This window comes from Alphaproteobacteria bacterium LSUCC0719 (assembly GCA_040839025.1).
GTDB lineage: Bacteria > Pseudomonadota > Alphaproteobacteria > Puniceispirillales > Puniceispirillaceae > UBA8309.
In genome coordinates, this window is the sequence record JBFPJN010000002.1 from 463,649 (window position 1) to 487,997 (window position 24,349).

Consider the following 24,349-nt stretch of genomic DNA (forward strand, 5'->3'; position numbering starts at 1 on the left):
GCACCAAGTCATGGTGAAACTCAACAAGATCTACACCCGTACCGGCGATGATGGCGAGACCAGCCTTGTCGATGGTCGGCGCGTTGCCAAATCGTCACGCCGGCCAAGCGCCTTTGGCGAGGTTGACGAGGCGAATTCGGTGATCGGGCTTGCCAGACTTCACTGTGATGATGACGGCGACGCCAATGCCATGCTTGGCCGCATCCAGAACGACCTGTTCGATCTTGGCGCGGACCTCGCGACACCTGAAAGCGACAAACCGGCGCTGCGGATCACCGACGAGCAGGTGACGCGCCTGGAAGCCGAAATCGACGAGATGAATGTGTCGCTGCAACCTCTCACCTCCTTTATCCTGCCGGGGGGATCGCCCGCCTCGGCGTGGCTCCATCTTGGCCGCACAGTGGTGCGCCGGGCCGAGCGCCGGATGACCGAACTGGCAGCCGAGGAGGTGGTGAATGACGCCGCCATGCGTTACATCAATCGGCTTTCGGATCATCTGTTTGTGCTGGCCCGAACGCTGAACAACGGGGGTGAAACCGACGTGTTGTGGCGTCCCGGACAAAATTCTGGCCAGAAATGAGCAAGTTTTTCCCTGCCCGGGGTATTATCCCGGACAGGACATGATGATGTATTGAGACAGATAGCTGTTCAGGTAACTATTCAGGCAGTTGAAACTCTCTTTGAAGGAGTGACAGATGAAGGTGCTAGTCCCGGTCAAGCGGGTGATTGATTACAACGTGAAGGTGCGGGTGAAAGCCGACAACACCGGCGTTGAACTGGCGAATGTCAAAATGGCGATGAACCCGTTTGACGAGATCGCTGTTGAAGAGGCGCTGCGGCTGAAAGAGGCTGGCGGGGCTGACGAGGTTGTTGCCGTATCGATCGGTCCCAGCCAGAACCAGGAGACAATCCGCACCGCGCTTGCCATGGGCGCCGACCGCGGAATCCATATCGAGGCGCCGCACGAGATTGAACCTCTGGCCGTCGCCAAACTGCTGAAGGAAGTGGTTGCCCGCGAAGAGCCGGGCCTTGTCTTTGTCGGCAAACAGGCAATCGACGACGACTGCAACCAGACAGGCCAGATGCTGGCCGCGCTTCTGGGATGGGCACAGGGCACCTTTGTTTCGGGAATCGAAATCAAGGGTGACACCGCCAATGTGGTTCGCGAGGTCGACGGCGGACTGGAGCATCTCGAAATCAGCATGCCGGCCGTTGTCACCGTTGATCTGCGCCTGAACGAGCCACGCTATGCGTCGCTGCCAAACATCATGAAGGCAAAGAAAAAGCCGCTTGATTCGATGAGCGCGGCCGATCTTGGCGTTGATATCACACCGCGGCTGACCATCATCCGCGTCGAAGAACCACCTGCCCGTCAGGCCGGAATCAAGGTATCTGATGTGGCAGAACTGGTGGACAAACTCAAAAACGAAGCAAAGGTGATCTGATCATGAGCATTCTCATCCTTGCAGACCATGATGACGGCCAGCTGGCACCAGCCACGCTGAACACCGTTACCGCTGCCACCCAGATCGGTGGTGACATTCATATCCTTGTCGCCGGTGATGCCAGTGGCGAAGTGGCCAAATCCGCCGCCGCCATCGCCGGTGTATCAAAGGTGCTGACCGCCGATGACGCCGCGCTTGCACATGGCATCGCGGAAAATGTCGCACCGCTGATCCAGTCACTGGCATCAGGCTATACCCACCTGATGGCACCTGCCACAACCACCGGCAAGAACATCATGCCGCGTGTTGCCGCACTTCTCGACGTGATGCAGATTTCCGACATCATCAAGGTCGGGAGCGCGGATAGCTTTCAGCGTCCGATCTATGCCGGCAACGCCATCGCCACTGTAACATCGAATGAAGCGGTCAAGGTGGTGACGGTCCGTGGCACAGCCTTTGAGGCCGCCGCCGCCGAAGGTGGCAGCGCCGCCATTGAAGCCGCATCCGGATCGACCGATGCCGGCCTGTCAAGCTATGTCAAATCCGAGCTGTCCAGCTCCGAGAGGCCTGAACTTACATCGGCGCCAATCGTGATTTCGGGTGGTCGGGGCATGCAGGACGGATCAAACTTCGCCATGCTGGAAAAAGTTGCGGACAAACTTGGTGCCGCTGTTGGCGCATCGCGCGCTGCCGTTGATGCCGGCTTTGTTCCGAACGACTATCAGGTTGGCCAGACAGGCAAGGTAGTGGCACCGGATCTGTATGTCGCTGTCGGCATTTCCGGGGCTATCCAGCACCTTGCCGGCATGAAGGACAGCAAAGTGATCGTGGCCATCAACAAGGACGAGGAAGCGCCGATTTTCCAGGTTGCGGATTTCGGGCTGGTGGCGGATCTGTTCGAGGCCGTTCCAGAGCTGGAATCATCTCTCGGCTGACCGTGATATGTCAAAGACGTGACTGGGCCAACCAGGTGATTGGGGGCGGCACATGCCGCCCTTTTTCATGGTCCGATCACTCGACGACGAGATCGCGAACCAGCGCAAGCATGTCCGGATCGTCCCACTCGAACGGACCGACAAACCGCCAGGCTGCATCCTGTTCAGCTGGCAGAAGAAGGGTTGTCGGAAGGCCGCGAACCTGCATGTTGCGTGACAGACGTGCCTTTGGGTCAAAGCCGAGCCGCACCCCCGTCACACCATGTGTTTCAAGAAACGGCATGGCCTTTGCCGCACCGCCGCGGTCGATCGAGACAAGCAGCACCGTGATATCGTCATCGGCAAGCGCGGCAGCAGCACGCGACAGGGCCGGCAGCTCGGCGATGCAGGGAGCGCACCAGGTGGCCCAGAAATTGATCAGTACCGGACTGCCGGCGAAATCCGCAATCCTGATTTCACTGCCTGCCTGATCAGTGATCGGGCTGGTGAGATCCGGCGGCGCTTCGCGCGGCGGTGCCTCGACCGATCCCATCGCACCCGCCCGCGACACCGAACCGGCGCCTGACATCAGCAAAAGCAACAGGACCAGCAGGATTGATGCCGGTGTTTTTGGCTGTAAAATCGGCAAAAGCCGTCTATAACTCATGCAATTTTCCGGACTAAAGGACGCCAGCAGACTGGCGCGTGGACAGATCAGGCCATGACCGACAAGGATAGATCCGATAGGGACATATCGCCGGACAGCGGCCCGTCAAAGTCTAGCATCTGGGGCGGTCGCTTCTCAAGCGGACCGTCACAGCTGATGCAGGATATCAATGCATCGATCGATTACGACAAGCGGCTGTACCGTCAGGACATCGCCGGGTCGAAGGCGCATGCCACCATGCTGGCGGCCTGCGGCATCATCGGCGACGATGACCGGGATGCCATCCATGGCGGTCTCGACAGCATCCTTGACGAAATCACGCGTGGTGAATTTGTCTTTTCGGCCGCCCTTGAAGACATTCACATGAATATCGAATCGCGGCTTGCCGAGCTGGTTGGCGAACCGGCCCGCCGGCTGCATACCGCGCGGTCGCGAAACGACCAGGTAGCGACCGATTTCAAACTGTGGGTGCGCGAACTGATTGATTCGGTTGATGGTGCGCTTGCCGAGCTTCAGCTGACACTGGTTCGCCGGGCAGAGGAGCATGCCGACACGCTGATGCCGGGCTTCACCCATCTTCAGACAGCGCAGCCGGTCACATTCGGCTTTCACCTGATGGCCTATGTCGAAATGTTCGGGCGCGACCGCGGACGGTTCGCCGACGCCAGGCGGCGATTGAATGAATCGCCTCTCGGGGCCGCGGCGCTGGCGGGAACATCATTTCCGACAGACCGGCATATGACTGCCGATCTGCTGGGTTTTGACCGGCCGGCGGCCAATGCCATGGATGCTGTTTCCGATCGCGATTTCGCTGTCGAGTTCCTTGCCGCAGCGGCGCTTTGTTCCGTTCATATGTCGCGGCTTGCCGAGGAAATGGTGATCTGGTGTTCCGACAGGTTCGGCTTCATCGCCCTGTCCGATGCCTTCACCACCGGATCGTCGATCATGCCGCAAAAACGGAATCCGGACGCGGCCGAGCTTGTCCGCGCCAAACCAGGGCGGATCATTGGTTCGCTGAACAGTCTGCTGATCATTCTGAAAGGGCTTCCGCTTGCCTATGGCAAGGACATGCAGGAGGACAAGGAAGGTGTTTTCGATGCCGCGGACGCGCTTGGCATTGCCATTGCCGCGACCACCGGCATGGTTGCGGACATGACCGCCAGACCCGAGGCGATGCGTGACGCGCTGACAACCGGCTTTCCGACCGCCACCGATCTTGCCGATTACCTTGTCCGCGATCTTGGACTGCCCTTTCGCGAGGCGCATCATGTCAGCGGCACCATTGTCGCCATCGCCGCCGATCGGGGATGTGATCTTGACGCGCTGAGCCTTGCCGACATGCAGGCTGTCGAGCCGCGCATCACCGAGGATGTGCTGGCGGTTCTGTCCTGCGAGGCCGCCGTCGCCATGCGACGCAGTTTCGGTGGCACGGCGCCTGATGAAGTGCGCGCGCGCATTGCCGAAGCGCGGACGCGATACGGGCTGGAAGGAAGCTGAGCGGGAAGGATGAAGACGATGAAGCGTTTCGGAGTTGTGATGCTGGCGCTGGCGCTTGTCGCCGGGGGATTGAACGCCTGTGGCAAGAGAGGGGATCCCTATCGCCCGTCGGAGGTGCCGGCAAAATCGGCCGACAGCGGTTCCTGACACCGGATTCTGATACCAACGGGGGTTCATGCCATGGCAAACAGCTTTATGCGTGACGAAGACGGGCAGCTGTGCGTTGGCGGGCTGTCGCTGAACGACATCGCCGCACAATATGGCACCCCGCTTTATGTCTATTCCGGCGATGGCATTCGCGCCGATTACCGCAATTTTGCCACCGCAGTTGCCCCTGTCGATGGCCAGGTCCATTTTGCACTGAAGGCCAATTCGGCGCTTGGTGTGATGGCCCTTCTTGCCAGTCAGGGCGCTGGTGCCGATATCGTTTCGGGCGGTGAACTGCAGCGGGCACTTGTCGCCGGCGTGCCGGCCGCGAAGATCGTCTTTTCAGGTGTCGGCAAGTCGGATGCCGAGATCGGTGATGCGCTTGACGCCGGTGTTGGCCAGATCAATGCCGAAAGCGCCGCCGAGGTGGCCGCCATCAGCCGCATCGCCGCAGCGCGCGGAGTCGTGGCGCCGGTGGCGCTGCGGGTCAATGTCGATGTCGCCCCGGACACGCACGCGAAAATTTCCACCGGCCAGCGATCCACCAAATTCGGGGTCTCCACAACACAGAACGAGGCCGCCATCCTGTATCGCCAGCTGGCGGCAGACCCGCATATCCAGCCAGCCGGACTGGCGGTTCATATCGGGTCGCAGATTCTGGATCTCGATCCATTCAGGCGCGCCTATACCGCATTGCTTGATTTCGGCACGTCGCTTCGCGGCGAGGGTCTGCCGGTGCCGACGCTTGATCTTGGCGGCGGAATTGGCGTCGATTATGAAAATGGCACGGCTACCGATTTCACCAGCTATGGCGAACTTGTCAGCCAGATCTTTGCCGATAGCGGATTCAGGCTCGGCTTCGAGCCGGGGCGGTCGATCGTCGCCAATAACGGAGTCCTTCTGACCAGCGTGATCTATACCAAGGAGGGTGACAACAAGCGCTTTGTCATCGTCGACGCTGCCATGAACGACCTTCTCAGGCCAACCCTGTACGAGGCGCATCATGCCGTGGTGCCGGTCACCCCGCCAGGTGTCATGCAGGGCCCGGCGGACATTGTCGGACCGGTCTGCGAAACAGGTGATTATCTGGCGCAGGACCGGATGATGCCCGCACTTGGCGAAGGCGACAGGCTGGCGGTGATGTCGGCCGGGGCCTATGGCGCGGTGATGGCGTCGAGCTATAATTCCCGGCCACCGGCTGGCGAGGTGATGGTTCTTGACGGTGAATGCCATGTGCTTCGTCGGCAACGCGACATCTCGGAATTGCTGGCCGAGGAAGTCATTCCAAGTCAGGTTTCCAGCCTGACCTGACGGCAGTCTATTGGGGACTCACCGGATCGTCGCGCATGGTCACGGTGACGGTTGGTTCGCTGCTGGCCTCGAAAACAAGCTGCGTGAAAAACCCGCTTGAGCGGGAGGGCCGAATGATGGCGTCGTCGGGACGGATAATCTGGCTGGCAAGCGGCTCACCCTCTTCCGACACCACCCTGACCTCGAGAAGCGGCGCATGCGCAAGAAACGCCGCCTCATTCTGCACCTGTCCGCTCAGGCGCATGGTATCGCCGGCATAATTCGCGTTCAGATCAACAATCCGAAGATTTGCCGTATCCGGACGGACCGACAGTCCCATCCTTTCAAACACACCGACCAGCGATGGCGCATAGGCGGTGATGGTGGCGCGCTCGATGACAAATCCGACCAGACCACCAAGCAGAACAACCATGACAAGGAAGGACCCCGCGACCGTGCGAAGCGCGCTTGCCATTTCACCCGGCTCGGCTTCCGGCGTCAGCATGGGCGGGGCGGCCTGCCAGATATGCGCGCAGACCGAACAGCGAACAGCCTGTCCGGCCTCACCGATTTTCTCGCCATCGACCCGGAAAACCGTGTCACAGTTCGGGCAGGTCAGAAGCATCGCCCCCGCTCTCCTCTTCATCTCTGTAATCTCGATACACCAAAGCCGCGCATTCGGAAAGGCCACCCGCCAAATGCCGCCTCGTCATTTTGGTCCGGCAGCGGCACCGGAATGTGGTAGGATTGTCATGTCAGACCGTATGATCGGTATGGCAGACGTCATTGAAACGGACCGGAATGGAGGGAGCAATGTCACGACGCACGGCAAAATATTTTGTCGTCTATCTGACGCTGACTTTTGCAACCTTTATCGCCGGCCTGCAGCATTTTGTCCTGACACTGCCCCAGGCCCCGCAGGGCCAGCTGCAGGTGACCGACGGGATTGTCGTCATGACCGGCGGTCAACAGCGGCTTGATGACGGTTTGCGTCTGCTGACCACACAGGATGGCGGAAAAATGCTGATTTCGGGCGTTGGCGAAGGTGTCAGCCGGGCCGTGCTTGTGCAGGAACTTGGCCTTGATGACCACAAGGCAGAACTGCTGTTCTGTTGTGTTGAGCTGGATTTTGAGGCCGACAACACCCGTGGAAACGCCATTGCGACGCGTGCCTGGGCGCTTGGTCACAACATGCGCTCGCTGCGACTTGTGACGGCAAGTTATCACATGCCACGGGCATTACTTGTGTTTGCCCGTGAATTGCCTGAATTCGACCTGTATCAATGGCCGGTGGCACCTGCCGACCTGAACCTGTCAAGCTGGTGGCGGGACCGCGCCATGATCCGGCTGCTGACCCGCGAATATGCCAAATATCTGGCGGAAACCATCAGAATCTGACTGCCGGTCAGCTCTGGCCGGCATCAATGATCGAACGGCGGATCTCGCGGGTGCGATGAAACAGGCTTTCAAGCTTGTCCGTCTCGCCCCATCTGATGGCCCGCTGCAGGTCTGACAGATCCTCGGAAAAGCGCTGCAGCATATCCAGCACCGCTTCGTCATTATTGATGAATACGTCCCGCCACATCACCGGGTCGGAGGCGGCAAGCCGCGTGAAATCGCGAAAACCCGATGCCGAGAACCTGATCACATCATTCTTCAGCTGGCTTTCCAGATTTACCGCCGTGCTGACAATGGTATAGGCAATCAGATGCGGCAGATGCGACGTCAGCGCCAGCACCTTGTCGTGATAGTCGGCATCCATATGCTCGCCAACCGCGCCGATGGCGGTGACAAATGATCCGAACCGCGCCACCTCTTCTGCCGCCACATCACCCGGCAGAATCAGCCAGTAGCGGCCTTTGAACAGATCCGGAAATCCGGCCCCCGGTCCGGAATGTTCGGTGCCGGCAAGCGGGTGAGACGGTATCCAGTGAATTTGATCGCCAACATGAGGCGTGACATCGCGAATCACCGAACGTTTGGTCGATCCGGTGTCCGTCAGCACCGCGCCGGGCTTCATCGCCGGTGCGATCCGGGCCGCCAGCGCGCCAATGGCCCCGACAGGCACTGACATCACCACCAGATCGGCATCAGCAACGGCCTCTACCGGATCAGCGGTAAAGCTGTCGACAAGCCCGAGCTGTGCAACTTCGGGGGCCACATCCGGGTTGCTGTCACAGCCGACAATATGATCGACAATTCCGGCCCGCCGCGCGGCAAGTGCCAGAGATGATCCAATCAGACCAATCCCGATGATGGCCAGTTTGCTGTAAATTGCTGTCATGGACGATCCTGACCCGCAGGCGCGGCGATCACGCCGACAACCCGATGTTCGCCGGCAACACCGTAAACCGGCATCTCATAACGCCCCGGCATCCTGTCAATTGCCATACCATTTTTCCCCTGACGGGCAACAAGCGTGACTTCGCTGTCAACGGGATCTGCAGGCTGGCGGCCGATCAGCCAGGTTGGCGGCAAGGCATTTGAACTGTAGGGCGGGGTGCTGGCAATCAGATGATAGTTGCTGTCCGCCAGCAGCCAGGCCGCAAGTTCCGATTCGCAGCTTTCCGGCACCAGCGCCAGACCGACCCCGGCATCAAGCCGCGACCTGACAGCATCGAGATCGGCACATTCACGTATCGTCACAAGGCCTCCAAAATGCCAACCTGCCACCGCCATCGCCTGATCATGCACAGCCACTTCAAGCGCGCTGTCCTGCAATGCCGTGCTTGCCGTCATCAACTGCCGCCAGATATTCGCCACAAGCTGGCGTGGAAGATCCGGCGCTGCGGCGACAAGCCTCTCGATTACAGCCGCCTCACGTCCCGGACGATAGGCGGCCTGGCCCTGCTTTGCTGCAATGATATCGCTGGCAAGCGTCATGCGTCGACGCACCAGCGCCAGAATTTCGTCATCAAGCTGGTTGATGGTGGCTCGCAGATCTGTCAGATGGTCGGTCATTTGTCAGGCAATAACTTTGCAAAGGGTGGCACGGCATGATTACTGAACGGGGTGACGCGCCACATAACCGGTCAGCCTCATTCCCGATTCTGTCGCGCCTCAGATTCTATAGCAGACAGACCGCCGCCGGTACCAGACAATCGTGACAAAGGGCCTGATCGCAACCGTCAATGCCGGCATCAATCCGGGCCTTGGCGAATGGCCCCGGTCGGTCGGGGCGCAAGCTTTCGCGCGATAGCGGATGTGGCCGTGCGCTGGCGTCCCGTCTGACCGGCCGGCGCATACAGGTTCTTTTCCGCCTCGATCACCAGAACGCCGCCGATAGCAGGGGACCAGTTCCGACCAAGCCGTTCGATCTGTGGACCGAATCTGAGAAACAATCCAAGGGCAGTTGGCGGAGTGAACAGGATTGTCCGCGATTCAACCGGCGTGAACCCGTGTTCCTGCAGAAGATGGCGAAGCTGGCCGCGTGAATAGGGTCTGCCATGACCAAAAGGGGTCTTTTCGGCGCGAGCCCATAACCCGTTGCGGTTTGGCACCATCACCATCACCCGTCCGGACCCGTCAAGAACACGCCAGCATTCATCGAGCAGGCGGCTGGGGTTTGGATCGAATTCCAGCGCGTGGATCAGCAACAGCCGGTCAAGCTGGACATTTTGAATTGGCAGCGCCCGGCTATCGACCAGCGTGGTGCGGGCCGGGGTCTTTCTTGGCCATCTCAGCGGACCTAGCCGCTTTGGCAAAAACGCCAGCGTGCGAAACTGATCCTCGGCCCTGAGTACCGGCGGGGCATAGCCGATGGCCGCATTACAGGCATTGGGTGCCTCGCTCCAGAATGGGGCAACAGATCGGCGCAGTCGCATCGCGACATGCCGGCCCTGCCGGGTCTGGTAATAGTCACGAAGCAGGCCGGCATCCTCAAACATTGCTCAGCCCATATTCGAGAGTTCATAGGCAATCTGTCGGCAATCCTCATAGGCGTCCGGCTTGGCGGTGCGAACCCGTACCGCCCGGACGCCGGCAAGCGCCGACAGCGAGTCGAAAATCCGGCGCGCAAGAGTTTCCTGAAGATCGAAATGACGTGAGGTGGCGATATCGAGGATTGTGGTCCGAATCACATCGTAATTCAGCGCATCCTCCAGCTTGTCGGTTGTCGGTTCAGTGGATTCGGCCAGCATGATTTCGGCATCTATCACTACAGATTGCGGCGCCAGCCTTTCGTGATCATAGGCACCAATGCGACAAGCACACTCAAGACCTTCAAGAAGAAAGCGACGATGCAGCATAATGGGTTGTCTCTCCTGCCATGCTCAGAGTGTTGCGGCAATCCAGTCCGGCGTGATCGCGCATTTGGCGATCATATCATGCGCGCCGCCTTCACTGAACAACCCGTACCCCGTCAGCAAAACCGCCTGCATGCCAGCCGCCCGCGCGCCAAGAACATCGGTATGCAGCGTATCGCCAACCATTGCCACCCGTTTCCGCTCAAAGCGACGGCCATAGACCTGTTCAAGTTTTGCAAACACCAGATCGAACGCCGCTGCATGCGGTTTTCCGTACCATCGCGGCTCGATAGCGGTGGCCTGCATGGCCCGCACCGCCCAATATCCCGGTTCGGCAGAGAAAAATCCCCCCAGCGGGGCGCTGATATCCGGATTGCCGACAAGCAGGTCGCACCCATCGCGCGCCAGCGCGGATTCCAGCCTCGCCTGAAGCCCGTCATCCCAGCCTGACGACCCAAGAAAGGCAAAGGTTTCGGCGCGATCAAACAGATCCGGATCCGCAGCGAAGGTCAGTTCATTGCTGCCACCAAGGGGGCGCGCAGCCGGACCGAGCGAAGCGACAACACGCCCCGACGCCACCTCCGGCAGGGCCGCCTCCAGCGCGTCCCGGCTCGACACCACCTGCGGACGGGTAATCGGCAGATCCCAGTCACGATATTTTGCCCAGCTTGCATCGGCCCCCTGACCGGCACCATTCGTCAGCACCATCACCGCAATGTCGCGTGACGCCGCCTGTTCCAGAACCTCGTGGATGCCGTCGATCGGATTTGGCCCGACATTGATCACGCCAAAGCCGTCGAGAATCAGCGCATCAACATGCGGCAACAGCTCGACAAGGCGGGATATCTCGCGCGGCGGTGCGGCCGGTGGGGCGGCTGACGGCATATGCGACCGCAGCGCCTCATACATCGCGATGATGTCATCAAGCGTGATGGAGTCTGGTGCCGGAATCGAAAGACCGGCAAGCGAAACGGTCATGAATGTCTCTATATCTCGGTTTTGTGCATCCTGGTTTGCGCAGGATACCGAAGCGCGATTGCAGTCGCCACAGCTATATGTCAGCATCCACAGCATCCTGCCCCGGGAGAGACGCCGATGCGACTCGAATCACTGGAAACCTTTATTGTCGGCACACCGCCACCTGGCTTTGGCGGGCGTTATTTCATCTTTGTGAGACTGAAGACAGCCTGCGGGATCACCGGTGTTGGCGAAATCTATGCCGCCAGCTTTGCACCGGAAGTCGTCTGCCAGATGGCCGGCGACATGTTCCAGCGCTATCTGGAGGGCATGCCTCCTGACCGGATCGAGCATTTCTGGCGACGGGCGCATGGATCCGGCTTTACCCACCGTCCGGACGCATCGGTCCAGGGCGTCGTCAGCGGACTGGAAATGGCCTGTTGGGACATTATTGGCAAGGCGCTTGACCGGCCCGTATATGCGCTTCTCGGGGGGCTGGTGAATGACCGGCTGCGAACCTACACCTATCTGTATCCGGACAAGGACCAGGATGCCGCCCTTTTCTACAATGATCCGCATGCCAGCGCCGAGGCTGCCGCATCCCGTGTCGCCGAGGGTTTTACCGCCGTGAAGTTCGACCCGGCCGGCCAATATACCGTCTATGACGGGCGCATGCCCGATCTGGAGGCGTTGACCCGCAGTGAAGATTTTTGCCGTGAAATCCGCGCCGCCGTCGGCGACCGGGCCGATCTTCTGTTCGGCACCCATGGCCAGTTCACCGCCGCCGGTGCGCTGCGTCTTGCCCAGCGCCTTGAGGCCTATGATCCGCTGTGGTTTGAAGAACCCTGTCCCCCCGATATGCCGGAGGAAATGGCACGGGTGGCCGCCGGCACCTCGATCCCTGTGGCCACCGGTGAACGGCTGTGCAGCAAGTTCGAGTTTGCCCGTGTTCTGGAATGTGGCGCGGCCGCCATTCTGCAACCCAATCTTGGCCGCGCCGGCGGCATCCTCGAAGGCAAGAAAATCGCCGCAATGGCGGAGACACGCTATGTTCAGGTGGCTCCACATCTCTATTGCGGGCCTGTCGTTGCCGCGGCCAACATCCAGCTTGCCGCCTGCATTCCAAATTTCCTGATCCTGGAATCGATCGGGAAAATGGATGGCTTCCATGCCAGTCTGCTGAAAAAGCCCCTGCTGTGGGAAGATGGATATATCATTCCGCCCATCGCGCCGGGGCTTGGCGTTGAGCTTGACGATTCGGTCGTGGCGGCACATCCATGGGGCGGCAACAGGCTGCATCTCGAGATGGGAGACGCCCCGCATGACCCAAAACGACATGATCTTTTCGGCGGCGGCTGAGCGTAGCTGGGCATGATGCAGACACCGCCGCCGGGTATCCGTCTGAAATCCTAGACGGATAGCGCGATTGCGGTCTTGACAGCGGCGCATCGAGGCGTATATTCCAGCGCAATCCGCTTTGGGGTTCCAGAGCGGTATGTTTTTGTTTTCCACCCATCCGGGTAATGACAGCTGGACCGCGGCGCAGTCGGCGACACGCTGTCAGGAGCAGGGCCGGGACACGGCCAGCAGGTGAAGGGTGCGGTAGGAACGAGGATGGAAGCCATGTATGCGTTGGTAAGAACAGGCGGTAAGCAGTATCGCGTGTCAAAGGATGACACAATTCTCGTCGAGCGGATTGCCGCCGATGAAGGCGCCGAGGTTATTCTTGACGATGTCGTCATGCTTGGTGACGGCGACAAGGTGACAATCGGTACGCCGCGCGTTGATGGCGCGGCCGTCAGCGCCACCGTGATGCGCCAGACCCGTGGTCCGAAGATCATCATTTTCCGCCGCAAGCGCCGGAAAAACCATCGTCGCACCCAGGGTCACCGGCAGGATCTGACATTGCTGAAGATCAACGCGATTGCCGAGGACGGCAAGTCGCTTGCTGCCAAGGCCGCACCGAAAAAGGCTACTGCCAAGAAAGCAGAGGCCGCGCCAAAGACAGCTGCTGCCAAGAAGGCTGCACCAAAGGCGGAAGCAAAGGCAGCGCCGGCAAAGAAGGCAGCTGCGAAAAAGGCAGTGACGAAAAAGGCGACGGCAAAGAAAGCCGCCGCAAAGAAATCCTAGGTAGTCGTCGCAATCTGGCGCGCCGGGCGCGCCGACAGCTGAAGGGAGCTGGATATGGCACATAAAAAAGCAGGTGGTAGCTCTCGTAACGGTCGTGACTCCGCCGGTCGCCGTCTTGGCGTGAAGAAGTTCGGTGGCGAATCGGTTCTGGCCGGCAATATCATCATGCGCCAGCGTGGCACCAAGGTTCATCCCGGCGACAATGTCGGCATGGGCAAGGACCATACGCTGTTCGCCCTTGTCGAAGGCAAGGTAGCTTTCAAGGAAAAATCCGGTGGGCGCATGTTCGTGAACGTGCTGCCAGCCGCAGAGGCCGCCGAGTAAGGGCGCCGATCAACAGGATCGGACGCCGGCACCGGCGGTCTGGACAAGGGGGACGACGAAGGTTGTTCCCCTTTTTTGTTGCCGTCACCAAGATGGTGTTAAAAGGTAGTCAGCGCAGGGCATTAGCCAGGTAATCCAGGATGAAATTTCTAGACCAGGCCAAAATCTATACCCGTTCGGGACATGGCGGACCCGGTTCCGTCAGTTTCCGGCGCGAGGCGCATGTGCCCTTTGGTGGCCCAGACGGCGGTGACGGCGGCCGTGGCGGGGATGTCATCGCCCGTGCCGTGGCCGGGCTGAACACCCTGATCGATTATCGCTACCAACAGCATTTCAAGGCCCAGTCCGGCAAGCCGGGGGCGGGTCGCGACAGGTCGGGCGGCGCCGGTCAGCCGGTATTGCTGAAACTTCCCGTCGGCACGCAGATTCTGGCCGATGATCAGGAAACCGTACTTGCCGACCTGACCGAGGAAGGCCAGGAATTCATCCTCGCCAAAGGCGGGGCTGGTGGCAAGGGAAACGCCTTTTTCAAATCTTCGACAAACCGCGCGCCGCGCAAATCACAGCCGGGCGAACCCGGCCAGGAAATGTGGGTGTGGCTGCGGCTGAAGCTGATTGCCGATGCCGGGCTTCTGGGCCTTCCGAATGCCGGCAAATCAACCTTTCTCAGCACCGTTTCCGCGGCCCGTCCGAAGATTGCCGACTATCCGTTCACAACGCTGCATCCCAATCTTGGTGTCGTCGGCATCGATGACCGTGAATTCGTCATGGCCGATATTCCCGGATTGATCGAAGGTGCCCATCGCGGAGCCGGTCTTGGCCATCGCTTTCTCGGTCATGTCGAGCGCTGCCGCGTGTTGCTGCATCTTGTAGATGTCACGGGCGAGGACCCGGTGGCGGCATGGCGGACACTTCGTGATGAACTTGCCGCCTATGGCGGCGGGCTTGCCGACAAGCAGGAAGTGCTGGCGCTGACAAAGATCGATGCGGCACCTGACGGCTATGCCGAGGATGTGCGTGATGCGCTGCAACAGGCGGGTGCCGGCATGGTGACAACTCTGTCATCGGTCAGCGGCACCGGCGTTCGCGACCTGCTCCGCCACCTTATGAGCACCATCGAATCCGCGCGAGAGGCCGAAGCCGCCCCGCAGGAGACAGTGCCATGGTCACCATGAACGCTGCTGCCGCCGCCATCGCGGCAGCACGAACCGTTATCATCAAGATCGGGTCGTCGCTGCTGATCGATGATGAGCGCAATGCCGTCAATGCCGACTGGCTTGGCAGCGTGGCAGCCGATATCGCGATGTTGCGCGCCGACGGCAAGAACGTCGTTGTAGTTTCAAGCGGTGCTATCGCACTTGGCAGCCGCAATCTGGGACTTACCGGCCGGGTCCTGGCAATCGAGGAAAAACAGGCCGCTGCCGCCACCGGTCAGGTGACGCTGGCACATGCCTGGCGCGAAGCTCTGGAAGTCCATGACATCAAGGTTGCCCAGATCCTGCTGTCACCCGAGGATACCGAAACAAGGCGACGTCACCTGAACGCGCGGGCCACCATGTCCGCATTGCTGGAGCATGGTGCGGTACCGGTGGTGAATGAAAATGACACGGTCGCGACTGCCGAGATCAGATTCGGCGACAATGACCGGCTGGCGGCACGTGTTGCGGCGATGATCAGCGCCGATCTGCTGATTCTGCTGTCGGATGTAGATGGGCTCTATTCCGGCAATCCGCGCCAGAACAAGACAGCCCGTCACGTTCCTGAAGTGGCGGCAATCACCGACGAGGTAATGGCCATGGCCGGCACGGCCAATGCCAGCTATGCCTCTGGCGGGATGGTGACAAAGCTCGAGGCGGCGCGGATCGCGATGAACGCCGGATGCGACATGATCATCTGCGATGGCAGGGACTCTCGGCCTGTGAACGGCCTGATCGGTGGCGGGCGGCACACATTGTTCCGGGCCGAGCACACCCCGTTGACCGCCCGCAAGAGATGGATTGGCGGGGCGCTGACGCCAAAAGGACGAATCACCGTTGATGGCGGCGCGGTACAGGCCCTTCGGCAGGGGCGCTCACTGCTGCCTGCCGGCGTCGTGGCAGCGAGCGGTGCCTTTGAACGTGGCGATCTGATTGCCATCGAGGACGAGGCCAGCCAGGTCATCGGACATGGGCTGTCGGCCTATTCGGTAGATGATACGCGCGCCATTCTTGGCCATAAAAGCAGTGAAATCGAAAATCTGCTAGGATATCGTGGCCGGGATGAGGTCATCCATGCCGACAATCTGGCGATGCTTGAGCCAGGGGCCTAGATGCGGCGACCGTCACAGGAGCTATGATGACAGACATGTCGAAAAACAGCAGCCAGGCTGCCAGCGACCATGCGGCGTTGATTTCCGCCCTTGTCCGTGATGCGCGCGCCGCCCAGTCGGCGCTGGCGCTGTCAGCCTATGAGTTGCGAACCGCTGCACTGACAAACGCAGCTGCATTGATCCGCGGGGCGCGTGACGACATTCTGGCGCGCAATGCGCTGGATGTGACACGCGCCACCGAAAGCGGCATCGGCGCCGCCTTCATCGACCGTCTGACGCTGACGCCTGACCGGATCGAAGCCATGGCGGCAGGCCTTGAGGACATTACCGGACTTGGCGACCCGATCGGGCGCGAGCTGGCGCGCTGGACACGACCAAACGGACTCGATATCGCGCGGGTGGCAACGCCTCTTGGGGTGATAGGCGTGATTTATGAATCGCGACCCAATGTGACTGTCGATGCGGCAGGGCTGTGTCTGATCGCCAGCAATGCAGCGATCCTTCGCGGCGGCTCGGACAGCCGCGAGACATCTGCCTTTCTGGCTGGCCTGATGGCGGATGGGCTGGCGCAGGCCGGCCTGCCGCGCCATGCCGTGCAGATGGTGCCGACAGATGATCGCGGTGCGGTTGGCGCGATGCTGGCGGCAAATGGCGAGATCGATGTCATCATCCCACGCGGCGGCAAATCACTTGTCGAGCGCGTACAGACCGAAGCCCGCGTGCCCGTCTTCGCGCATCTCGAGGGTATCTGCCATCTTTTTGTCGATGCCGCCGCCGATCCGCAGAAAGCCGTCGACATAGCGGTCAATGCCAAAATGCGGCGCACCGGCATCTGCGGCGCGGCCGAGACAATTCTGATTGACCAGGCGGTGGCGCCGACATTGCTGCCATCGATTGCTGAAGCCCTGCAGCAGGCCGGTTGTGAAATCCGCGGGGATGAAGCGACATGCAGCCTTGTCCCGGATGCCAGCCAGGCTGAAGAGGCAGACTGGTCGACCGAATATCTCGACAGCGTCATTTCGATTCGCGTCGTGGCGGGGCTGGAAGCCGCCATAGACCATATCGCCACCTATGGATCGCACCATACCGACTGCATCCTTACCGAGGATGCCACCCGTGCAGAGCAGTTCCTGCAACAGGTGGACAGCGCCATTGTCATGGTCAACGCATCGACGCAATTTGCCGATGGCGGAGAATTCGGCATGGGAGCCGAGATTGGCATCGCCACTGGCCGGATGCATGCACGCGGCCCTGTCGGTGCGCATCAGCTGACCAGCTTCAAATATATCGTCAGGGGCAATGGACAGATCCGCCCCTGATCACGGCGCAGATCGCCGCCACCTGACACCAAGGCTGTTCCATGACCGACGGCGGCTTCGCATCGGGCTGTTCGGGGGGTCGTTCAACCCGGCGCATGAAGGCCATCTTCATCTGTCGGACCTGGCCCAGCGGCAGCTTCGACTTGACGAGCTGTGGTGGCTTGTCAGCCCGCAGAACCCGCTGAAGGATGAAGCTGGCATGGCCCGTCTGCCGGTTCGGCTCGCCGGGGCGCGACGGCTTGTTTCTGGCCGGCGGCGCGTGCGGATCATCGCGCCGGAGGTCGATTTTCGCTCAAGCCTGACATTCCGGACATTGCAGCATCTTCGCGCCCGTTGTCCCGGACACAGCTTTATCTGGCTGATGGGGGCAGACAATCTGGTCGGGTTCGCGAACTGGCAGCGGCATGATGTCATCGCCGAAACCATGCCCATTGCGGTGATTGACAGGCCGGGCTATTCTTACTCTGCGTTGAAAGCAGGAGCCGCGCTTCTGCGCCACCGGACAACGCCGCGGCAGATGGCCAGAAATCTGGCATTATCCGGCCGAAGCGCAAAAGGGTGGTGTTTCATCGCTGGGCGCCGGCACCATGCGTCGGCAACAGCACTGCGGCAGGCGCGGCAACGGGCAGAGCAGCAGTGCGCAAAACTGGAGAGAAACGATTAGCAGAATGCAATCGAATCCGGATCCCGACCAGATCCTGGAATTGGTCACTTCCTCCCTAGATAGCGATAAAGCTGAAGACGTTGTTGCCATCCCGTTACAGGGCAAATCGTCCATGGCTGACCATATGGTCATTGCCAGTGGCACTTCATCGCGTCAGGTGGCGGCAATGGCCGAACATCTCGAACGCCGACTGAAGCAGGCTGGCGTCGAGGTTCTCGGGCTTGAAGGCATGCGGCAGGCCGACTGGGTGCTGATTGACGCGAATGACGTCATCATCCACCTGTTCCGTCCCGAGGTTCGTGAATTTTACGGGCTTGAACGGATGTGGGCCAATGATGGGCCGCAGGAGACCGTTACCGTCAGCAGCTGACGCTGGGACGAAAACTGGAATCATGTTGTCCTGCGCGCTGGCGGGACGGGCTGGCCATGGTGCCGGTGTCATGGCGTAATCTGATGAAACTTGTCATTCTTGCAGTTGGACGGGGCCGCGCGTCACCGGAACAGACACTTGTCGGCGACTGGCTTGACCGGCTGCCGCAGGGTGGTGCGCTTGTCGAAGTTGAATCACGTCTGCCTTCGGGCGCTGCGCGAACGCGTGACGAAGCAGACAGGTTGTTGCGGCACCTTGCACCTTCGGCACCGTTGATTGCCTGTGACCCCCGTGGGCGGGATACCTCGTCAGAAGCATTGGCGGAGCTGCTGCGGCGCTATCGTGACGATGGTGTCCCGACGACCTATTTCGCCATTGGCGGCGCTGACGGACATGACAGCACGGTTCTTGACCGCGCGCAGCACAAGATTGCCTTTGGCAGCGCCACCTGGCCGCATATGCTGTTTCGCGCGATGCTGGCAGAACAGCTCTATCGTGCCACGATGATCCTGGCCGGGCACCCCTATCATCGGGCCTGAATGCCTTGACCTGTTCGCCCCAATATTCGCCCCAGAATTCGCGCCGATATTCGCCCCAAAATTCGACTTTACGCGCCCTGTACTCGCAAACCGGCCAGCGTTATAAGGCATTATGACAAACCCGAACCACCCCACATCCCGCCCGCCTGTTGTCCTGTGCATCATGGATGGCTGGGGCCTTCGCGCCTCGACCGAAGCCAACGCCGTTGCGCTTGCCAGGACGCCCGCTGTTGACGCGCTGACGGCGCGCTGGCCACATGCCAGGCTTGCTGCGTCCGGGCCGGATGTCGGCCTTCCGGAAGGCCAGGTTGGCAATTCCGAGGTTGGCCATATGAATATCGGTGCCGGCCGGGTTGTCATGCAGGATCTGCCACGGATCAACGCCGCGCTGGCTGACGGATCGCTGGCGGCGCATCCGGCACTTGCCGAACTGGCGGCTGATCTGACCCGGAATGGGGGCCGCGTTCATGTCATGGGATTGCTGTCTGCCGGGGGTGTTCATTCGCATCAGGACCAGATGCTGGCCGTGATCAACGGGCTTGCCGGATTGGGCGCGGATGTCATCGTACATGGCTTCACCGACGGACGTGACGTACTGCCACGGGATGCCGTACATTCGCTGCCCCCTTTTCTCGATGCTGTTGCCGGCACCGCACGATTCGGCACGCTCACAGGACGCTATTGGGCAATGGATCGCGACCACCGGTGGGAGCGGACGATGACAGCCTATGCGGCCATTGCGGACGCGACATGCCAGCACGCGCCCGCCCCAGACCCGCTGACGGCGCTCCAATCAGCCTATGAAAGCGGCGAAAGCGACGAATTCGTAACTCCGAGGGTGATCGCAGGATATGACGGCATGCGCGATGGCGACGCCATCGTAATGATCAATTTCCGTGCCGACAGGGTGCGCCAGCTATTGTCCTGCTGGCTTTACCCCGACGAGGTTGACGGCGATCTTGTCCCGGTCCGGCTTGCCGGTGTCATTGGCATGACATCCTATTCGGCGGCACTTGATTCGCGGATGACCACCCTGTTCGGCCCGCAGACAATCCACGACACGCTGGGCCAGGTGGTGGCAGCCGCCGGTCGCCGTCAGTTGCGGCTTGCCGAAACCGAAAAATATCCTCACGTGACCTTCTTTTTGAATGGCGGTGATGAATCACAGGCTGCGGGCGAGGACAGGGTCATGGTGCCATCACCAAAGGTGGCAACCTATGATCTGGCACCGGAGATGAGCGCCGAGGGAGTGGTTGCTGCGGCGCTGGACAGTCTGGCTGCATGTCGTCACGACCTGATTGTCATGAATTTTGCCAATCCAGACATGGTCGGCCATACAGGCGATCTGGATGCAGCCATCCGGGCCGTTGAAACAGTTGATGGCTATGTCGGCAGAATCGCCGAAGCGGTGCTGGCACATCATGGCAGCATGATCGTCACCGCTGATCATGGAAATTGCGAAGTGATGTGGGACGAGGTCGCCAATTCACCACATACGGCGCACACAACAAATCCGGTGCCGGTCATTCTTGTTGGCGCAGCCGACGGGACAAAACTTGATAATGGCAGGCTTGCCGATCTGGCACCGACACTGCTTGAACTTATGGGTGTGGAACGGCCAGCGGCGATGACAGGGCGGCCGTTACATCTTGGAGATGTCGATTGAGGCGGGCTGATGCCGGTAGTGTGGCGCGTCCATCTGTCGGCGTTGCAAAAGCTGGAATCACCATTACATTAATCCTGTTGCCTGAATGCCCGGAAGGAGCCGAGTGAAATGGAAAATTGGACGCATGTCAGCCGCCTCCGTCTTTGGCACGTTGCCGTCTTTTGCGCCACCCTGTTCATGGCTGGCCTGCTCATACCAACGCTGACAACAGCGCAATCCTCATCGCGTGAGGACACCTACCGTCAGCTTGGGCTGTTTGGCGATATCTTTCAGCGGGTCCGCGAGAGTTATGTCGATGAAATTGACGACCGCGATCTGATTGAAGCCGCGATTACCGGCATGCTAACGTCGCTTGATCCGCATTCGAGCTTTCTCAATACCGAGAATTTTTCGGATATGCAGGAACAGACAAAGGGTCGGTTTGGCGGCCTTGGTGTCGAGATCACGATGGAACAGGGCATGGTCAAGGTCGTGTCGCCAATCGATGACACGCCTGCGGCACGGGCCGGGCTGCAACCGGAAGATTACCTGATCGCCGTCGATGATGAATCCATTATCGGCATGCAGCTGTCCGAAGCTGTGGAAAAGCTGCGTGGCGAGGTTGGCTCGAAAGTGATCGTCAAGGTCCAGCGTGGCCAGCAGGAACCGTTTGATATCACCATCGTGCGCGACTTCATCAAGATCAGGTCGGTTCGCTCGGAAATCTATGATGGTATCGGTTACATCCGGATCACCACCTTTTCCGAACAGACAACACCGGGCCTGATGGACACGGTTGACGATTTCTTCCGCGAGGAAGGCGACAATCTGAAGGGAATTGTTCTCGACCTGCGTAACAATCCCGGCGGCCTTCTGACCGAAGCCATTTCAGTGTCCGATGCCTTTCTTGAAGAAGGCGAGATTGTTTCAACACGTGGCCGCAACGCCGATGGTGGATCGCATGTCTATGCCAAGCCCGGCGACATTGCCCGCGGCCTGCCGATGGTGATCCTGATCAATTCCGGATCGGCCTCCGCCTCTGAAATTGTTGCCGGCGCATTGAAAGACCACAAGCGCGCCGTCATTCTCGGCACACGGTCCTTTGGCAAGGGGTCGGTGCAGTCGGTGATCCCGATTTCCAACACCTCGGCCATCCGCCTGACAACAGCCCGCTACTACACACCGTCCGGGGTATCGATCCAGGGTCTGGGGATTGTGCCGGATATTGAGGTTGAGCTTGCCAGGATCGAGCCGGTGGAAGGCGGTGTGGTTCGCGAGGAGGATCTGAAGGGCGCGATTGAAGGTGATAATGGCGGTGGCGGAAATGCCGACACCGGCACAAACGGGACGGCCGACACCGAAAAGGCAAAGGATGACACACCCGAGGAGCCTGTCGACAGGTCAAAGATCGACTATCAGCTGGCACGGGCGCTTGACCTGATCCGCGGTGTGGCTGTCTTTGGCGCTCTGAAGCCCGCCTCATGAGTGACATTCCCTATGAAGAACGGGGCTATCGCCCCTGTGTCGGCATTTTCCTGCTGAATGACAAACGCCAGCTATTTGCCGGCCGGCGGCTGGACAACCGGGCCGAGGCCTGGCAGATGCCGCAGGGCGGCATCGACCATGGCGAGTCTGCCATCGAAGCCTGTCTTCGGGAAATGAAGGAGGAAATCGGCACCAACAAGGCCGACCTTCTTCAGGAACATGATGACTGGCTTCACTATGACATTCCCCAGCCACTTGCCGACCGGCTATGGCATGGCAAATATCGCGGCCAGAAGCAGAAATGGATGGCTCTGCAATTCACCGGGTCGGACGCCGATATCAACATTGACACGGCGGAACCTGAATTCTGCGAATGGCGATGGATTGCACCGCAATCGCTGATCGACCTTGCGGTGCCGTTCAAGCGGGATGTCTACCAAACCCTCATGGAGTCATTCGCCGGTCTGCTGCGGCCCTGACGGGAAACACGCCTGGCAGAAAACAGACCTGACAGGAAACAGGGGCCGGACAAAAAGAAAGCCCGGCACATGGCCGGGCGTTTCTATTCAGTCATGGTGACCGGCTACAGTGCCGCCAGCACCGCATTCAGGAATTCGGCCTCGGCCCCATTGGCGGCATCGGCACGGGCCTTGATGTCATCGCGGCTGGCCTTGTCGAGATCCTCGGCGCGTTCGGTCAGGATGGTCACGGATTCACCGGATACATCGGCAAGCCCGCCATCGATCATGAACCTGTTGGTCACCTTGCCATTTTCATGCACCTCGACAATGCCGCGTACAAGATCGGACAGCAGCGGCGCGTGCCGTGGCAGCACGCCGAACAGACCTTCGGCACCAGGTGCCACAACCATTTCGGCTGGCTTCTGGACCATGATGTCTGCCGGTGTCACCAGCTCGAGTTGCGTGGTTTCCGCCATGGCGAACGTCTCCCTAGGTGCCGGAACCGCTTAGGCGGCGTCCTGCATCAGCTTTTTACCCTTTTCAACGGCCTCTTCGATGGTGCCAACCATGTAGAAGGCGGCTTCCGGAAGATGGTCGTAATCCCCATTGATGATGCCGGCAAAGCCGTCAATGGTGTCGTCAAGGCCAACCAGCTTGCCCGGCGAGCCTGTGAAGACCTCGGCAACGTGGAATGGCTGCGACAGGAAGCGCTGAATCTTGCGGGCACGGGCCACAACAAGCTTGTCCTCTTCCGACAGTTCGTCCATGCCCAGGATGGCGATGATATCCTGCAGTGACTTGTATTGCTGCAGAACTTCCTGGACGTTACGGGCGATCTGGTAATGCCGCTCGCCCACAATCCGCGGATCAAGCATACGCGAGGACGAATCGAGCGGGTCAACAGCCGGGTAGATTCCAAGTTCGGCAATCTGGCGCGACAGAACGGTTGTCGCGTCAAGGTGCGCAAACGAGGCGGCAGGTGCCGGGTCGGTCAGGTCATCGGCAGGCACATAAATGGCCTGAACCGAGGTGATCGATCCTTTGGTTGTCGTGGTGATCCGTTCCTGAAGCGCGCCCATGTCGGTGGCGAGCGTCGGCTGATAACCCACCGCCGAAGGAATACGACCAAGAAGCGCCGACACTTCCGAACCCGCCTGGGTAAAGCGGAAGATGTTGTCGACAAAGAACAGAACGTCCTGGCCTTCTTCGTCACGGAAATATTCAGCCAGTGTCAGACCGGTCAGCGCAACACGCGAACGGGCACCTGGCGGTTCATTCATCTGGCCATAGACAAGCGCGGCCTTGGAGCCTTCGCCATCGGTCTTGATGACGCCGGATTCAACCATTTCATGATAGAGGTCGTTGCCTTCACGTGTCCGCTCGCCAACACCGGCAAACACCGAGTAACCACCATGCGCCTTGGCGACGTTGTTGATCAGTTCCATGATCAGAACGGTCTTGCCAACACCCGCACCGCCGAACAGGCCGATCTTGCCGCCCTTGGCATAGGGCGCCAGCAGGTCAACAACCTTGATCCCCGTTACCAGGATTTCGGCTTCCGTCGACTGGTCGACATATTCCGGGGCCGGGCGGTGGATCGGATAGGATTTCTTTGCCTTGACGGGCTTACCCTCATCAACAGGCTCGCCAATCACGTTCAGGATCCGGCCAAGTGTCTCCGGGCCGACAGGAACCGTGATCGGCGCACCCGTATCTGCGGCTTCAGCGCCACGGACAAGACCTTCGGTTGAGTCCATCGCAATGGTCCGAACCGCCGATTCGCCAAGATGCTGTGCCACCTCGAGAACCAGCCGCTGACCGCCATTGTCCACCTCGAGGGCGTTCTGGATGGCCGGAAGGTGGCCTTCGAACTCGACATCGACAACGGCGCCGATGACCTGACTGATTTTGCCGATATTGTTTGCCATTTATCCTTACTCCGC

28 protein-coding genes are annotated in these 24,349 nt (G+C 60.0%); 19 read left to right on the forward strand and 9 right to left on the reverse strand.

What is annotated here, in order from left to right; translation table 11 throughout:
* Positions 1-10 precede the first annotated feature (10 nt).
* The 3 genes from AB3X55_06855 to AB3X55_06865 all read left to right on the forward strand — a co-directional run bounded on the left by AB3X55_06855 (position 11) and on the right by AB3X55_06865 (position 2,380).
* Entirely contained in the window at positions 11-580 is a 570-nt protein-coding gene (locus AB3X55_06855) for a cob(I)yrinic acid a,c-diamide adenosyltransferase (protein MEX0503298.1), read from the forward strand.
* A gap of 115 nt (positions 581-695) precedes the next feature.
* Positions 696-1,445, forward strand: coding sequence for an electron transfer flavoprotein subunit beta/FixA family protein (locus AB3X55_06860; GenBank protein MEX0503299.1), 750 nt, complete (start codon positions 696-698; stop codon positions 1,443-1,445).
* 2 nt (positions 1,446-1,447) lie between these two features.
* Positions 1,448-2,380 (forward strand): electron transfer flavoprotein subunit alpha/FixB family protein, encoded by a 933-nt coding sequence (locus AB3X55_06865; protein MEX0503300.1) that lies wholly within the window; start codon positions 1,448-1,450, stop codon positions 2,378-2,380.
* A gap of 76 nt (positions 2,381-2,456) precedes the next feature.
* On the opposite strand, the gene AB3X55_06870 is transcribed toward AB3X55_06865, so the two are convergent.
* Positions 2,457-3,026 carry a TlpA family protein disulfide reductase gene (locus AB3X55_06870; GenBank protein ID MEX0503301.1) on the reverse strand — a complete coding sequence of 190 codons (570 nt, stop codon included), beginning with the start codon at positions 3,024-3,026 and terminating at the stop codon, positions 2,457-2,459.
* Positions 3,027-3,080: 54 nt separating this feature from the next.
* Here AB3X55_06870 and argH point away from each other — a divergent pair, with 54 nt between their 5' ends.
* Genes argH through lysA form a run of 3 tightly spaced genes read left to right on the forward strand, consistent with a single transcriptional unit; the run spans position 3,081 to position 5,981 of the window.
* Positions 3,081-4,523 (forward strand): argininosuccinate lyase, encoded by a 1,443-nt coding sequence (gene argH, locus AB3X55_06875; GenBank protein ID MEX0503302.1) that lies wholly within the window; start codon positions 3,081-3,083, stop codon positions 4,521-4,523.
* 18 nt (positions 4,524-4,541) lie between these two features.
* Positions 4,542-4,670, forward strand: a complete 129-nt coding sequence (locus AB3X55_06880; GenBank protein MEX0503303.1) for a lipopeptide — start codon at positions 4,542-4,544, stop codon at positions 4,668-4,670.
* A 33-nt stretch (positions 4,671-4,703) separates the two neighbouring features.
* The gene (gene lysA / locus AB3X55_06885; GenBank protein MEX0503304.1) at positions 4,704-5,981 is read left to right on the forward strand and encodes a diaminopimelate decarboxylase; all 1,278 of its coding nucleotides are present in this window, start codon (positions 4,704-4,706) and stop codon (positions 5,979-5,981) included.
* 7 nt (positions 5,982-5,988) lie between these two features.
* Here the strand turns inward: lysA and AB3X55_06890 are convergent, their stop codons facing one another.
* Positions 5,989-6,585 (reverse strand): DUF3426 domain-containing protein, encoded by a 597-nt coding sequence (locus AB3X55_06890; GenBank protein MEX0503305.1) that lies wholly within the window; start codon positions 6,583-6,585, stop codon positions 5,989-5,991.
* A 188-nt stretch (positions 6,586-6,773) separates the two neighbouring features.
* On the opposite strand from AB3X55_06890, the gene AB3X55_06895 reads away from it, so the two are divergent.
* A complete protein-coding gene (locus tag AB3X55_06895; GenBank protein MEX0503306.1) occupies positions 6,774-7,358 on the forward strand; it encodes a YdcF family protein in 585 nt (194 codons plus the stop codon).
* Positions 7,359-7,365: 7 nt separating this feature from the next.
* Here AB3X55_06895 and AB3X55_06900 read toward each other — a convergent pair whose 3' ends face one another.
* The 5 genes from AB3X55_06900 to AB3X55_06920 form a co-directional block, all read right to left on the reverse strand.
* Entirely contained in the window at positions 7,366-8,244 is an 879-nt protein-coding gene (locus AB3X55_06900; protein ID MEX0503307.1) for a prephenate/arogenate dehydrogenase family protein, read from the reverse strand.
* Positions 8,241-8,921 carry a chorismate mutase gene (locus tag AB3X55_06905; protein MEX0503308.1) on the reverse strand — a complete coding sequence of 227 codons (681 nt, stop codon included), beginning with the start codon at positions 8,919-8,921 and terminating at the stop codon, positions 8,241-8,243. The genes AB3X55_06900 and AB3X55_06905 overlap by 4 nt, the downstream gene beginning before the upstream one ends.
* 179 nt (positions 8,922-9,100) lie before the next feature.
* Positions 9,101-9,847, reverse strand: coding sequence for a hypothetical protein (locus AB3X55_06910; GenBank protein ID MEX0503309.1), 747 nt, complete (start codon positions 9,845-9,847; stop codon positions 9,101-9,103).
* Positions 9,848-9,850: 3 nt separating this feature from the next.
* Positions 9,851-10,207, reverse strand: a complete 357-nt coding sequence (locus tag AB3X55_06915) for a dihydroneopterin aldolase (GenBank protein ID MEX0503310.1) — start codon at positions 10,205-10,207, stop codon at positions 9,851-9,853.
* A 24-nt stretch (positions 10,208-10,231) separates the two neighbouring features.
* Positions 10,232-11,182: an HAD-IIA family hydrolase gene (locus AB3X55_06920; GenBank protein ID MEX0503311.1), complete on the reverse strand. Its 951-nt coding sequence runs from the start codon at positions 11,180-11,182 to the stop codon at positions 10,232-10,234.
* Positions 11,183-11,299: 117 nt separating this feature from the next.
* Here AB3X55_06920 and AB3X55_06925 point away from each other — a divergent pair, with 117 nt between their 5' ends.
* The 12 genes from AB3X55_06925 to AB3X55_06980 all read left to right on the forward strand — a co-directional run bounded on the left by AB3X55_06925 (position 11,300) and on the right by AB3X55_06980 (position 22,424).
* Complete coding sequence (locus tag AB3X55_06925; protein ID MEX0503312.1) at positions 11,300-12,520, forward strand: mandelate racemase/muconate lactonizing enzyme family protein; 1,221 nt, start codon at positions 11,300-11,302, stop codon at positions 12,518-12,520.
* A 264-nt stretch (positions 12,521-12,784) separates the two neighbouring features.
* The gene (gene rplU / locus AB3X55_06930; GenBank protein ID MEX0503313.1) at positions 12,785-13,291 is read left to right on the forward strand and encodes a 50S ribosomal protein L21; all 507 of its coding nucleotides are present in this window, start codon (positions 12,785-12,787) and stop codon (positions 13,289-13,291) included.
* Positions 13,292-13,345: 54 nt separating this feature from the next.
* Complete coding sequence (gene rpmA / locus AB3X55_06935) at positions 13,346-13,615, forward strand: 50S ribosomal protein L27 (GenBank protein MEX0503314.1); 270 nt, start codon at positions 13,346-13,348, stop codon at positions 13,613-13,615.
* A gap of 140 nt (positions 13,616-13,755) precedes the next feature.
* Positions 13,756-14,790: a GTPase ObgE gene (gene obgE / locus AB3X55_06940; protein ID MEX0503315.1), complete on the forward strand. Its 1,035-nt coding sequence runs from the start codon at positions 13,756-13,758 to the stop codon at positions 14,788-14,790.
* On the forward strand, positions 14,778-15,923 hold the full coding sequence (gene proB / locus AB3X55_06945) for a glutamate 5-kinase (protein MEX0503316.1): 1,146 nt from the start codon (positions 14,778-14,780) through the stop codon (positions 15,921-15,923). The genes obgE and proB overlap by 13 nt, the downstream gene beginning before the upstream one ends.
* A gap of 26 nt (positions 15,924-15,949) precedes the next feature.
* Positions 15,950-17,242, forward strand: coding sequence for a glutamate-5-semialdehyde dehydrogenase (locus tag AB3X55_06950; GenBank protein MEX0503317.1), 1,293 nt, complete (start codon positions 15,950-15,952; stop codon positions 17,240-17,242).
* A complete protein-coding gene (locus AB3X55_06955) occupies positions 17,223-17,906 on the forward strand; it encodes a nicotinate-nucleotide adenylyltransferase (GenBank protein MEX0503318.1) in 684 nt (227 codons plus the stop codon). Before AB3X55_06950 ends, AB3X55_06955 begins: the two co-directional genes overlap by 20 nt.
* 4 nt (positions 17,907-17,910) lie before the next feature.
* Positions 17,911-18,276 carry a ribosome silencing factor gene (gene rsfS, locus AB3X55_06960; protein ID MEX0503319.1) on the forward strand — a complete coding sequence of 122 codons (366 nt, stop codon included), beginning with the start codon at positions 17,911-17,913 and terminating at the stop codon, positions 18,274-18,276.
* A gap of 83 nt (positions 18,277-18,359) precedes the next feature.
* On the forward strand, positions 18,360-18,815 hold the full coding sequence (locus AB3X55_06965; GenBank protein ID MEX0503320.1) for a 23S rRNA (pseudouridine(1915)-N(3))-methyltransferase RlmH: 456 nt from the start codon (positions 18,360-18,362) through the stop codon (positions 18,813-18,815).
* A gap of 112 nt (positions 18,816-18,927) precedes the next feature.
* Positions 18,928-20,481: a 2,3-bisphosphoglycerate-independent phosphoglycerate mutase gene (gene gpmI, locus AB3X55_06970; GenBank protein ID MEX0503321.1), complete on the forward strand. Its 1,554-nt coding sequence runs from the start codon at positions 18,928-18,930 to the stop codon at positions 20,479-20,481.
* 108 nt (positions 20,482-20,589) lie between these two features.
* Positions 20,590-21,945 carry a S41 family peptidase gene (locus AB3X55_06975; GenBank protein ID MEX0503322.1) on the forward strand — a complete coding sequence of 452 codons (1,356 nt, stop codon included), beginning with the start codon at positions 20,590-20,592 and terminating at the stop codon, positions 21,943-21,945.
* Positions 21,942-22,424, forward strand: coding sequence for an RNA pyrophosphohydrolase (locus tag AB3X55_06980; protein MEX0503323.1), 483 nt, complete (start codon positions 21,942-21,944; stop codon positions 22,422-22,424). Before AB3X55_06975 ends, AB3X55_06980 begins: the two co-directional genes overlap by 4 nt.
* Before the next feature lie 104 nt (positions 22,425-22,528).
* Here AB3X55_06980 and atpC read toward each other — a convergent pair whose 3' ends face one another.
* Together atpC and atpD are read right to left on the reverse strand one after the other, a co-directional pair.
* Complete coding sequence (atpC, locus tag AB3X55_06985) at positions 22,529-22,882, reverse strand: ATP synthase F1 subunit epsilon (protein ID MEX0503324.1); 354 nt, start codon at positions 22,880-22,882, stop codon at positions 22,529-22,531.
* Positions 22,883-22,912: 30 nt separating this feature from the next.
* Complete coding sequence (gene atpD / locus AB3X55_06990; protein MEX0503325.1) at positions 22,913-24,334, reverse strand: F0F1 ATP synthase subunit beta; 1,422 nt, start codon at positions 24,332-24,334, stop codon at positions 22,913-22,915.
* Positions 24,335-24,349: the final 15 nt, after the last annotated feature.